At 62.7% G+C, this 12,630-nt stretch carries 12 protein-coding genes; 4 read left to right on the forward strand and 8 right to left on the reverse strand.

Annotation, left to right across the window (positions count from 1 at the left end):
• The first annotated feature begins 109 nt into the window (after positions 1-109).
• Positions 110-646, forward strand: coding sequence for a YdcF family protein (locus AC4BCN_RS19810; protein ID WP_338679182.1), 537 nt, complete (start codon positions 110-112; stop codon positions 644-646).
• 10 nt (positions 647-656) lie between these two features.
• Here the strand turns inward: AC4BCN_RS19810 and glpK are convergent, their stop codons facing one another.
• The 8 genes from glpK to glpD all read right to left on the reverse strand — a co-directional run bounded on the left by glpK (position 657) and on the right by glpD (position 9,822).
• Entirely contained in the window at positions 657-2,150 is a 1,494-nt protein-coding gene (gene glpK, locus AC4BCN_RS19815) for a glycerol kinase GlpK (RefSeq protein WP_338679183.1), read from the reverse strand.
• Positions 2,151-2,227: 77 nt separating this feature from the next.
• Positions 2,228-3,955, reverse strand: a complete 1,728-nt coding sequence (locus AC4BCN_RS19820) for an ABC transporter substrate-binding protein (RefSeq protein ID WP_034779106.1) — start codon at positions 3,953-3,955, stop codon at positions 2,228-2,230.
• A 63-nt stretch (positions 3,956-4,018) separates the two neighbouring features.
• Positions 4,019-4,321 (reverse strand): DUF2160 domain-containing protein, encoded by a 303-nt coding sequence (locus AC4BCN_RS19825; RefSeq protein WP_338679184.1) that lies wholly within the window; start codon positions 4,319-4,321, stop codon positions 4,019-4,021.
• Between the two features lies 1 nt (position 4,322).
• Positions 4,323-5,129, reverse strand: a complete 807-nt coding sequence (locus AC4BCN_RS19830) for a carbohydrate ABC transporter permease (RefSeq protein WP_034754968.1) — start codon at positions 5,127-5,129, stop codon at positions 4,323-4,325.
• A complete protein-coding gene (locus AC4BCN_RS19835) occupies positions 5,126-6,010 on the reverse strand; it encodes a carbohydrate ABC transporter permease (protein WP_034754965.1) in 885 nt (294 codons plus the stop codon). The genes AC4BCN_RS19830 and AC4BCN_RS19835 overlap by 4 nt, the downstream gene beginning before the upstream one ends.
• A complete protein-coding gene (locus AC4BCN_RS19840; RefSeq protein WP_338679186.1) occupies positions 6,010-7,101 on the reverse strand; it encodes an ABC transporter ATP-binding protein in 1,092 nt (363 codons plus the stop codon). Before AC4BCN_RS19840 ends, AC4BCN_RS19835 begins: the two co-directional genes overlap by 1 nt.
• Position 7,102: 1 nt before the next feature.
• Entirely contained in the window at positions 7,103-8,197 is a 1,095-nt protein-coding gene (locus AC4BCN_RS19845; protein WP_338679187.1) for an ABC transporter ATP-binding protein, read from the reverse strand.
• 80 nt (positions 8,198-8,277) lie between these two features.
• Positions 8,278-9,822: a glycerol-3-phosphate dehydrogenase gene (glpD, locus tag AC4BCN_RS19850; protein WP_338679188.1), complete on the reverse strand. Its 1,545-nt coding sequence runs from the start codon at positions 9,820-9,822 to the stop codon at positions 8,278-8,280.
• A 191-nt stretch (positions 9,823-10,013) separates the two neighbouring features.
• Between glpD and AC4BCN_RS19855 the strand changes: the two genes are divergently transcribed.
• From AC4BCN_RS19855 to AC4BCN_RS19865, 3 genes are all read left to right on the forward strand, one after another.
• Positions 10,014-10,772, forward strand: coding sequence for a DeoR/GlpR family DNA-binding transcription regulator (locus AC4BCN_RS19855; protein WP_175539324.1), 759 nt, complete (start codon positions 10,014-10,016; stop codon positions 10,770-10,772).
• 358 nt (positions 10,773-11,130) lie between these two features.
• Positions 11,131-11,634, forward strand: a complete 504-nt coding sequence (locus AC4BCN_RS19860; RefSeq protein ID WP_046684031.1) for a MarR family winged helix-turn-helix transcriptional regulator — start codon at positions 11,131-11,133, stop codon at positions 11,632-11,634.
• 78 nt (positions 11,635-11,712) lie between these two features.
• Entirely contained in the window at positions 11,713-12,630 is a 918-nt protein-coding gene (locus tag AC4BCN_RS19865; protein ID WP_072452975.1) for a pyridoxal-phosphate dependent enzyme, read from the forward strand.

Below are 12,630 nucleotides of genomic sequence, written 5' to 3' on the forward strand. Positions count from 1 at the left end.
ACTTGGCCGTTCACCGCGCCTGCAGAACTGACACATGCAGGAGTGGGCGCGTATGATGCGTCCACGACAAGTTTCACCATCAACGATGCGAAAAATCATACTCCTGAGCTTGAGTGCTCTTGCTGTTTTCCTCCTGGCCACCGCCGCCCTGGTGCTGGCGGGACTCAACGACAAACTGGCCCCTGCCGACGTGATCGTCGTGCCGGGCAATACGATCCTGTCAGACGGCACGCCCAGCCCCCGGCTGCAGGCGCGACTCGACGTCGCGCTCAAGCAATTTCAGGAACACAGGGCGCCGCGCATCCTCGTCAGCGGGGCGACGGGCAAGGAAGGTTTTGACGAGGCCGCAGCTATGGCCCGCTACCTGCAATCGCGCGGCGTGCCGGCTGGCGCCATCATCAAAGATAATCAAGGCTGGACGACGGACGCCACGGCCCGCAACGCTGCAGCCCTGATGCGCCAACACGGCTGGCACACGGCCATGGTGGCTACGCAATACTTTCACGTGCCCCGCTTCCGGCTGGCGCTGGAGCGCAGCGGCATCACCGTCAGCGGCAACGTGCATGCGCCCTATTTCGAGCTGCGCGACGTGTACTCGGTGCCGCGCGAAACGGTAGGTTACGCCGTGTATTTTGCGCTGCACTGAGCCAATACATTTACTCGCTCCAGTCGCGCGACCTTTCCACGGCGCGCTGCCACTTGTGCAGCCGGCTCAAGCGTTCATCGGCCGCCATCTTCGGTTCGAAGCGGCGCCCCACCTGCCACTGGGCGGCGATTTCTTCCTGCGATTCCCAGAAACCCACGGCCAGGCCCGCCAGGTAGGCGGCGCCCAAGGCTGTCGTTTCCGTTACCACGGGGCGCACCACGGGCACATTTAATATGTCGGCCTGGAACTGCATCAGCATGTCGTTGCGGGCCGCGCCGCCATCGACGCGCAGTTCGGAAAGCCCGATGCCCGCGTCGTCCTGCATGGCGGACAGTACATCCACGTTCTGGTAAGCCACACCCTCCAGCGCCGCGCGCGCGATGTGGGCCTTGCCCGTGCCGCGCGTGATGCCGATCAGGGTGCCGCGCGCATACGGGTCCCAGTATGGCGCGCCCAAGCCGGCAAACGCGGGCACGAAGACCAGGCCGCCCGAATCGGGCACGCTGGTGGCCAGCGCTTCCACTTCGGACGAGTCGCGGATGATGCCGATGCCGTCGCGCATCCATTGCACGGCAGCACCGGCGATAAAGGCGCTGCCTTCGAGCAAGTAATCGGTCTTGTCGCTGCCCGCGCCCAGGCTCCAGCCCACCGTCGTCAACAGACGGTTTTTCGATGGCAAGGGGCGCTTGCCCACGTTCATCAGCATGAAGCAGCCCGTGCCATAGGTATTCTTGGCCATGCCCGGCTTCAGGCACGCCTGGCCGAAGGTAGCGGCCTGCTGGTCGCCCGCGATGCCGGCGATCGGCACGGACACGCCCAGCAGTGCCGCATGCGTGTGCGCGGCCACGCCGCTCGAGGGCACGACGTCGGGCAGCAGGGAGGCGGGAATGTCGAGCAGCGCCAGCAGGTCCGTGTCCCATTGCAGGGTGTGGATATTGAACAGCATGGTGCGCGCCGCGTTGCTCGTGTCCGTCAAGTGGGCGCCGCTCATCTTGTAGATCAGCCAGCTGTCGACGGTGCCGAAGGCCAGCTCGCCCCGTTCGGCGCGCGCGCGGGCGCCGGGAACGTTGTCGAGCAGCCATTTAAGTTTGGTGGCGGAAAAATAGGCGTCCAGCACGAGCCCCGTCTTTTGCTGGATCACGTCCGCCTTGCCCTGCTCGACCAGCTGCTCGCAGTAAGCGGCGTTTCTGCGGTCTTGCCAGACGATGGCGTTGGCGACGGGTTCACCCGTGGCGCGGTCCCACAGCACCGTCGTTTCGCGCTGGTTGGTCACGCCGATGGCGGCCACGTCGGACGCGGCCACGCCGCTGTCGCGCAGCACTTGGTGCAGCACGCCCTCTTGCGAGGCCCAGATTTCGTTCGCGTCATGCTCGACCCAGCCCGGCTGGGGGAAAATCTGGCGGAACTCGCGCTGCGCGCTGGCGTGCGGCCGTCCCGCATGGTCGAACAGGATGGCGCGCGAACTGGTGGTGCCCTGATCTAAAGCAAGTATGTATTTGGTCATTGTCTGGTGGTGCGAAAAACGGGTAAAAACAGGCACGGAGCCATCAAGCTCCGTGCCCTCAGCACTGCGGCGGCAGTTTACCTTACCTTGCCTTCTTTCCAGGCTTGCAGCAGCTTGTCGTAGGCTATCGTTTCACCCTTCGGCTTTTCATTCGCCAGCTTTTTCCATGGAGCGTGCTGGTCCGACAGATACTGGTTCGGATCGACCTTCGGATTGAGCTTGGGCGCGCACGCCTTCATGCCGGCACGCTGCAAACGCGCCATGACCTGGTCCATTTCCTCGGCCAGGTTATCCATGGCCGCTTGCGGCGTTTTTTCCGCTGTGATCGCCGTGGCCACGTTCTTCCACCACAGCTGCGCCAGCTTCGGATAGTCGGGCACGTTGTTGCCGGTCGGCGTCCACGCCACGCGAGCGGGGCTGCGGTAGAACTCGATCAAGCCGCCGTATTCGTTCGCGTGTTTCGTGAAGTAATCGTGGCGGATGTCGGAATCGCGGATAAACGTCAGGCCGACGATCGATTTCTTCAGCGACACGGTTTTCGACGTGACGAATTGCGCGTACAGCCAGGCGGCGGCCTTGCGGTCATCGGGCGTGGACTTGAACAGGAACCAGGAACCCACGTCCTGGTAGCCGTTCTGCATGCCCTCTTTCCAGTACGGGCCGTGCGGCGACGGCGCCATGCGCCATTTCGGCGTGCCATCCTTGTTCACCACTGGCAAACCCGGTTTCGTCATGCCGGCCGTAAACGCCGTGTACCAGAAGATTTGCTGGGCGATTTCGCCCTGCGCCGGCACGGGGCCCGATTCCGAGAAATTCATGCCGTTCGCCTGCGGCGGCGCGTATTTCTTCATCCAGTCGATGTATTTCGTCAGCGCAAAGACAGCCGCCGGCGAATTGGTGGCGCCGCCGCGCGACATCGAGGCGCCAACGGGCGTGCACTTGTCGGCCGCGACCTTGATGCCCCACTCGTCGACGGGCATGCCGTTCGGAATGCCCTTGTCGGCCGCGCCAGCCATCGACAGCCACGCATCGGTGAAGCGCCAGCCCAGCGACGGATCTTTCTTGCCGTAATCCATGTGGCCATAGACTTTTTTGCCGTCCAGTTCCTTCACGTCATTCGTGAAGAAATCGGCGATGTCTTCATACGCGGACCAGTTTTGCGGCACGCCCAGCTCGTAGCCATACTTGGCCTTGAACTTGGCTTGCAAATCCTTGCGCGCAAACCAGTCGGCACGGAACCAGTACAGGTTGGCGAATTGCTGGTCGGGCAGTTGATAGACCTTGCCATCGGGCGCCGTGGTAAAACTGATGCCGATGAAATCTTTCAGGTCCAGGCCCGGATTCGTGAATTCCTTGCCCTTGGCGGCCATGTAGTCGGACAGCGGTTCGACGGCGCCGTAGCGGTAGTGGGTGCCGATCAAATCGGAATCGGAAATCCAGCCGTCATAGATGCTCTTGCCGGACTGCATCGACGTTTGCAGCTTTTCCACCACGTCGCCTTCCTGGATGATGTCGTGGCGCACCTTGATGCCCGTGATTTCCTCGAAGGCCTTGGCCAGGGTCTTCGATTCGTAGACGTGGGTGTCGATGGTTTCCGAGACCACGGAAATTTCCTTGATGCCCTTGGCTTTCAGCTTGGCCGCCGCATCGATGAACCATTTCATTTCAGCAAGCTGCTGCTGCTTGCTCAGGCTGGATGGCTGGAATTCCTTGTCGATCCAGGTTTGCGCCTGCTTGGCGTCGGCCAGGGCCGCATTCGACACGAGCATGGCCGCAGCCGCGAAGACCGTGAACTTCAATTTCATCGTGAATCTCCTTTTTAGTTGTCATCTGGCCTGCGATAGCGGGCCAGTGTTCTCATCTACGACTTATCCCCAACGCATTACCACTAACAACACTACAAAACTGATGGCAGCACCAATCGCCTGCTGCATTTCCGTAAACCCCGCCCACGCCAGGTTCACATAGGCCGCCGTGAGCAGCCCGATGAACAAACGGTCGCCGCGCGTGGTCGGCATGGGCAAAAAACCCTTGCGTTCGATGCTGGGCGAACGGATTTGCCACACAGTCATGCCGGCCAGCATCAAGCCGATACAAATGAAGAAGATGGCCACTTCCGGCGTCCACGCCATCCAGCCGAACAGGCTGGCCGTGCTATCGGTATTTTCCATGTCACACCCTCCCCATCGCGAAACCCTTGGCAATGTAATGCCGCACGAACCAGATCACCAGCGCGCCGGGCACGATGGTCAGCACACCGGCCGCCGCCAGCACGCCCCAGTCCATGCCGGCCGCCGACACGGTACGCGTCATGGTGGCGGCGATCGGCTTGGCATTGACGGACGTCAAGGTACGCGCCAGCAGCAACTCCACCCAGCTGAACATGAAGCAGAAGAACGCCGTCACGCCCACGCCCGACTTGATCATCGGCAAGAAGATGCGGATGAAGAAGCGGGGAAAGCTGTAGCCGTCGATATACGCCGTTTCGTCGATTTCCTTCGGCACGCCGGACATGAAGCCTTCCAGTATCCACACGGCCAGCGGCACGTTGAAGACCATGTGCGCGAGCGCCACGGCCAGGTGCGTGTCCATCAGGCCCACCGTCGAATACAGCTGGAAGAAAGGTACGAGGAAGACGGCGGGCGGCGTCATGCGGTTGGTCAGCAGCCAGAAGAACAAATGCTTGTCGCCGACAAAGTTGTAGCGCGAGAAAGCATAGGCGGCCGGCAATGCGACCGTGACCGACATCACCATGTTCAAGGCCACGTAGATCATGGAATTGATGTAGCCGCTGTACCAGGACCGATCCGTGAAGATCGTGTGGTAGTTGGCGAACGTCAATTGCTGGGGCCACAGGCTCAGCACGCCGACGATTTCCTCGTTGGTCTTGAGCGACATGTTGAGCATCCAGTAGATGGGCAACAGGGACGCGAGCAGGAAGACGACGAGGATGGTGCTGCTCATTTTCTTGTGCATCATTTCTGGTCTCCCGTGCCAACGCGCTGCATCCACGTGTACAGCACAAAGCAGAACAGCAGGATGATGAGGAAATAGATCAGGGAAAACGCGGACGCCGGCCCCAAGTCGAACTGGCCCACGGCCTTTTGCGTCAGGTACTGCGACAGGAACGTGGTGGCATTGCCCGGCCCGCCGCCCGTCAGCACGAACGGTTCCGTGTAGATCATGAAACTGTCCATGAAGCGCAGCAAGACGGCGATCATCAGCACATTGCGCAGTTTCGGCAGCTGGATGTAGCGGAACACGGCCAGGCGCGAGGCGCCGTCGATGCGCGCCGCCTGGTAATACGCGTCGGGAATGGCGCGCAAGCCCGCATAGCACAGCAGCACGACGAGCGGCGTCCAGTGCCAGATATCCATCACCATCACGGTCAGCCAGGCGTCGAGCGAATTGCCGTTGTAGTTGTAGTCAAAGCCCAGCTGGTTCAGGGTATAGCCCATCAGGCCGATGTCGCCGCGGCCAAAGATTTGCCAGATGGTGCCCACCACGTTCCACGGTATCAAGAGGGGCAGCGCGATCAGCACCAAGGCGAGGGACGCCTTCCAGCCATCGGCCGGCATGCACAGGGCGATCAGGATGCCCAGCGGAATCTGGATGGCCAGCACGGAGCCGGAAAACAGCAACTGGCGCAGCAAGGCGCTGTGCAAGTCGCCGTCCAGCATGACCATGCGAAACCACTCCGTACCCACGAACACCTTTTGCGTGGGGCTCAGGATATCCTGCACGGAATAATTGACCACCGTCATCAGGGGCAGGATGGCGGAAAAGGCCACGCACAGCAGCACGGGCAAGATCAATAGCCAGGCGCGGCGGTTGTTATCGGTTTTACCGTTATGTATCATCAGGCCACCCGCTTATCGTTGACATAGTAAAGGGTGCGTTGCGGCGGAAAGCGCAGCCGCACAGCATTCCCGGCGACGGCATCGATGGCGCGCAGCTTGGCCGCCACCGTCGCGCCGCCCAGCTGGAATTCCGCCAGGTAATGCGTGCCCATATTGCGCACGGCCGTGACCGTGGCGTCCAGGCAATGGTCGCCACCCTCGCCCGCTTTCACGCATTCGACAAATTCCGGCCGCACGCCCACCGTGATTTTCCCTTGCGCGCCAGACAGCGCCGCACGGGCGGCAGCGGACACGGCCAGCAGCTGCCCCGCCACGCGCACACCGCCGTCGTCCAGGGTGCAATCGAGCAAGTTCATGCCCGGGTTGCCGATGAAATAGCCGACAAACGTGTGCTCGGGCTCCTCGAACAGCGCTTGCGCGCTGCCCGTCTGCACCACTTCGCCCTGCGTCATGACGACCACCTGGTCGGCAAAGGTCAGCGCTTCCACCTGGTCGTGCGTGACATAGATCAGGGACAATTTCAGTTCGTGGTGGATTTCCTTGAGTTTGCGGCGCAACAGCCATTTCAGATGCGGGTCGATCACCGTCAGCGGTTCGTCGAACAGCACGGCCGCCACGTCGGGGCGCACGAGACCGCGTCCCAGCGAAATCTTTTGCTTGGCGTCCACCGACAGGCCGCTGGCGCGCAGCTTCAAGTCGCCCGTCAATTCCAGCATCTGCGCCACCTGCTGCACGCGCTTTTTCACCTCGATCTCTTTCCAGCCGCGATTACGCAGCGGAAACGCCAGGTTGTCGTGCACGGTCATGGTGTCGTAGATGACGGGAAACTGGAACACTTGCGCGATATTGCGCGCCTCGGTCGGCAGTTGCGTGACGTCCTTGCCGTCGAACAGCACCTTGCCATGCGACGGCTTGACCAGGCCGGAGATAATATTGAGCAAGGTCGTCTTGCCGCAGCCGGACGGCCCCAGCAAGGCGTAGGCGCCGCCGTCATGCCATTCCATGCTCATGGGCCGCAGCGCATAGTCGGCGGGGGCCGTCGGGTTCGATTTGTAGGCGTGGGCCAGGTCGACCAGTTCGATGCGCGCCATGTCACACCCCTCCTTGCACAGGAGCGAACAGCAGGCCGCCGTCTTGCGCAAAGATCAGCAAGGCATGCGGCTGGCAATACACGGTACAGGCGCTGCCGATCTCCAGGTTGTGCACGCCGCCCAGCTGCGCCACCAGGGCCAGGTCGCCCCGGCGCGCATGCACATAAGTTTCCGAGCCGCTGATTTCCGCCAGGTCCACCGTAGCTGCGATAGCCACGTCGCCATCGGACTGCGGCGACAGATGCAGGCTGTGCGCGCGCACGCCGAGGATCACCTCCGTGCTGCCACCCAGGCGGGCGCGCTGTGCGCCGCTCAGGCGGATGGCCAGGCCATCGGCCGATTGCGCCACACCGGCAGCATCCACGCGGGCGGGGATCAGGTTGATGGGCGGGTCGCTGAAGGTGCGCGCCACGTCGATGGAATTGGGGGCGTTGAAGACGTCCAGGGTCGGTCCCTGCTGCAGCAAACGTCCCTCGTGCAGCACGGCCACGTGGCCGCCCAGCTGCAGCGCTTCCAGCGGTTCCGTGGTCGCGTACACGACCGTCGTACTGCCGCTGGAAAACAGTTCCGTCAATTCGCGGCGCAATTCCTCGCGCAGCTTGTAGTCAAGATTGACGAGTGGCTCGTCGAGCAGCAGCAGCGACGCATCCTTGATCAGCGCGCGCCCCAGCGCCGTGCGCTGCTGCTGGCCGCCCGACAATTCTCCCGGTGTGCGCTGCAGGTAGGGCGTGATGTGCAGGCGCTCGGCCAGCGCCAGTACCTTCGTGCGGATCTGCTCCTCGGGTACCTTGCGCAGGCGCAAGGGCGAGGCGATATTATCGTAGACGGTGAAGGCCGGATAGTTGATGAATTGCTGGTACACCATGGCCAGGTTGCGTTTGCTGACGGGCACGCCCGTCACGTCGACGCCATCGGCCGTGACCGTACCCCCGCTGGGCTTGTCCAGGCCCGCCATCACGCGCATCAAGGTCGTCTTGCCGGCACGCGTGGTGCCCAGCAAGACGTTGATGGCACCCGGCACCAGGGCCAGCGACATCGGATATAAAAAGTCGTCAGCCCCCTGCTTCCTGCTGATCTTGTCCAGTACCAGTTGCACGCGCTTCTCCTCCAGTGATGTATCTTATTCTTCGCCGCACCCTCTGCGGGGCGCGGTCGCCTACGTGTGCTGCTTACTGCTTACGGCAAAGGGTGCTGCAACAGCCAGGCGTCGAGCGTGTCCGCCGTCTGGCGCGGCAGGTGCAAGCCCAGCTTGGAGCGCCGCCACAGGATATCGGCCGCGCTGACGGCCCATTCATGGCGCCGCACATAATCAACTTCCGCCGCGTACAGGCCGGCGGCAATTTCCTCGCCCATGGCCGCCACGTCCGCCCGCCCTTCGAGCAGCACGTGGACGCGCGTGCCGTAGGCGCGTGCATAGCGCGCCACCAGCGCCGCCGGCAGCCATGCATACTCGCGCTGCAAGCCTTGCACGAACTGGCCGAACTCGCGCACGGCCCGGTTCTGCGGCACGGCGCCATACACGTCGCCGCCGGGCAGGCAAGCGTGCTCCGTCCAGGCCGGACGCGCGTTGCCCAGCAAGGGCGCCAGCATGTCCATCGCTTCCTCGGCCAGCTTGCGGAAGGTGGTGATCTTGCCGCCGAAAATACTGAGCAGCGGCGCACCTTCCTGGTCCAGCTCGAAGCGGTAATCGCGCGTGACGGCCTTGGCGTCGGCCGCCGCGTCTTCCACCAGCGGGCGCACGCCCGCATACGTCCAGACCACGTCGGCCGGCACAATGGGCTTGCTGAAATAGTAACTGGAAAGCTCGCACAAGTAACGAATTTCCTCATCATCGATTTCCACCTTGCCACGGTCGCCTTGGTAGTCGAGGTCGGTGGTGCCGATCAGGGTGAAATCGTGCTCATACGGAATGGCAAACACGATGCGCCCATCCGGATGCTGGAAGATATACGCGTGATCATGCTCGAACAGGCGCTTGACGACGATATGGCTGCCCTTGATCAGGCGCAAGTGCCGGCCCTGCCCGCCGGGCGCCGCCTGCTGCAGGAACTCGGCCGTCCACGGCCCGGCCGCATTGACGACGCTGCGCGCGCGCACAGTCGTCTGCGTGCCGCTGGCGTGCTGCAAGGTGGCCAGCCAAGCGTCGCCTTCGCGCGCCAGCATCGTGCAGCGCGTGCGCGTCAGCACGTGCGCGCCGTTGTCTGCCGCGTCGACGGCATTGAGCACCACGAGGCGCGCATCGTCGACCCAGCCGTCGGAATACACGAAGCCGCGCTTGAACTGGGGTTTTAATGGTGTGCCGGCCGCATGGCGCGTCAGGTCGATGCCGCTGGAGGCCGGCAAGATTTCCCGCTTCGCCAGCATGTCGTAGAGGAACAGGCCGGCGCGTATCAGCCAGGCCGGGCGCTGGCCCTTGGCGTGCGGCATGACGAAGCGCAGCGGCCACATGATGTGCGGCGCCGAGCGCAGCAGCACTTCGCGCTCGATCAGCGCCTTGCGCACGAGGCCAAATTCATAGTATTCGAGGTAGCGCAGGCCGCCATGTATCAGCTTGGTGGAGGCCGAAGAGGTGTGGGAAGCCAGGTCATCCTTTTCGCACAGCACCACCGACAAGCCCCGTCCCGCCGCGTCGCGCGCGATGCCGGCGCCATTGATGCCGCCGCCGACCACCAGTACGTCGCATTTGATCGCTGTCTCCACACCTTGCTGTGCTGCGGCCATCGGGACTCCATGTAGGTCAGGACACGCCGGCGAGGAAAGACTAGGCATCGCCGGCGACTGTCGTTAAGATCACCATTTCGTAATACGCATGCAATATGAATAAGGTTACGCCAGAATACGAACCCATAGCAACATATTTTTAGTACTATTTGTTCGTTTCTGTTCGTTTTGTGATTTTTAAAGAGAGCACCATGATCTTGAATCCCCGCCAGCGCCGACTGCTCGAAGTGGTGCGCCAGAAGGTCACCATGTCCGTCGAAGAGCTGGCCCAGCAGCTGGACGTGACGCCGCAAACCGTGCGCCGCGATGTCAAGCAGATGGAAGAAGCGCGCCTGCTGGCCCGCTACCACGGCGGCGTGGGTTTGCCCTCGTCCGTGGAAAATATCGACTACAGCCAGCGGCAGGTGTTCAACAGCGACGCCAAGCGGCGTATCGCGGCCGCCGTCGCCGCGCAAGTGCCGCACGGCTGCTCGCTGCTGATCAATATCGGCACGACGACCGAGGAAGTGGCGCGCGCGCTGGGCCGGCACACGGGCTTGCACGTGGTGACGAACAACCTCAATGTGGCCGCCATCCTGGCCGACAACGCGGCCTGCGAAGTCATCGTGGCCGGCGGCGTGGTGCGCGGGCGCGACCGCGGCATCGTGGGCGAAGCGACCATCGACTTCATCCGCCAGTTCAAGGTCGACATCGGCATCATCGGCATTTCCAGCATCGACGAGGACGGCAGCCTGCGCGACTTCGACGCGCGCGAAGTGAAAGTGGCGCAAGCCATCATCGAGCAGTCGCGCGAAGTGTGGCTGGTGGCCGACCAGCATAAATTCGGCCGCAAGGCGCTCGTGCGCCTGGCCGACCTGGCGCAAATCGACGTCCTGTTTACGGATGCGCCACCGCCGCCCCGCTTTGCCGAAGTGCTGCGCGAAGCGGGCGTGAAGGTGGTGCTGGCCTGAGGGGAAGTTACATTTCCGCAGTAAAACTGCGCGCTGTCGCGTGGGCAATACGTCTTGTGTGGGCCAGCATACAGAATGATATGAAATATTTATCAATTCGGCAAAAATGCTGTTACCATTGATGCAACATGAGTTATTTTTTTAATCTTCCTCTCTCGCAATACGATTATTTGCTTGATATTGCTTTTTATTTATCTAGAGTAAGGAAAAAGGAAAAAACTCTTTGCCGCTGAGTGATTTCCTGTGAAAACAGTGTTAAAAATACCTCAAGCACGATGATTGTTCCCAAACAAACCACTCGACAGCAAGCGTGAAGGCCTTAACCATGCCGGCAACGCCGCCCAGTGAAGGAAGAGAAATGAGCCATAATTTTGAATCGGCCGCCATGCCGCAAGCCGCCCATCCCAACAGCGTCCCCGTCAGCGAGCTGGAAGCCCACCTCGGTTACTGGCTGCGTTTCGTTTCCAACCACGTTTCCCACAGTTTCCAGAAAAAAGCCGAAGCCAATGGCGTGACGGTGTCCGAATGGGTGGTGCTGCGCGAAATGTTCCGCCTAGGCTGCACCTCGCCCACGGTGCTGGCGCAAGTGTCCGGCATGAGCAAGGGCGCCGTATCGAAACTGATCGACCGCCTGGAAAGCAAGGGCATGGTCAGCAAGTCCATCCTGCTGGCCGACCGCCGCCAGCATTCGATCGAGCTGACCACGGAAGGCGAGGCGCTGGTGCCCGTGCTGGCCGAGATGGCCGACCAGAACGACGAGGAATTCTTCGGCAAGCTGCCGCGCCAGCTGCGCGACGACCTGCTCGAAGCGATGAAGGAAGTGGCGCGCACGCACCAGCTCAAGAGCGCCCCGCTGAACTAAGTCAATACCGGCAAGGGTGACGCGGCGGCGCGCGCGCTTCGGCTATGATGCTGGCCTGACTGTTTACCAGGAACACGCATGGCCCTGCACATCGAAACTCCCTTGCTCAACTCGCGCGCCCTGAGCCTGCACAGCGAGCGCGCCATCTGGCTCAAGCTCGAAGCCTTGCAGCCGCCCGGCTCCTTCAAGATCCGCGGCATCGGCCTGGCCTGCGAAGAATACGCGCGGCGCGGCGCCAGCCGTTTCATCTCATCTTCCGGCGGCAATGCCGGCATCGCCGTCGCCTATGCGGGACGCCAGCTGGGCATTCCCGTCATCGTCGTCGTACCGGAAACGACCAGCGAACGGGCCAAGGCCCTGATCGCGCAGGAGGGCGCCGAAGTCATCGTGCACGGCGCCGCCTGGCAGGAAGCGAACGCGCTGGCGCAGTCGATGCTCACACCGCAAGACGCCTTTTTGCATCCGTTCGACGACCCGCTGCTGTGGCAGGGCCATGCCGGCATGATCGATGAAGTGGCCAGCGCGGGCCTGAAACCGGACGCCGTGGTGCTGTCAGTCGGTGGCGGCGGCCTGCTGGCCGGCGTGGCCGAAGGCTTGCAGCGCAACGGCTGGGACGACGTGGCCATCGTGGCCGTGGAAACGCAAGGCGCCGCCTCGCTGTCGGCGGCCGTGGCCGCGCGCGAACACGTGGCCCTGCCGGCGGTCAACAGCATCGCCACCTCGCTGGCCGCGCGCCAGGTGTGCGCGCAGGCATACGCCATCAGCCAGACGCGCCTGCTCCATAGCGTGGTGGTGTCGGACCGGGACGCCGTCGACGCCTGCCAGCGCTTTATCACCGACCAGCGCCTGGTGGTGGAACCGGCCTGCGGCGCGGCGCTGGCGGCCGTCTACGGCAAGGCGCCGGAACTGGCGCCCTACCGCAATGTGCTCGTCATCGTGTGCGGCGGCGTGACGGCCACCACGCAGCAGCTCGACCACTGGAGCGCCACCCTGTAG

Source organism: Janthinobacterium sp. Bl 1 (assembly GCF_058215535.1).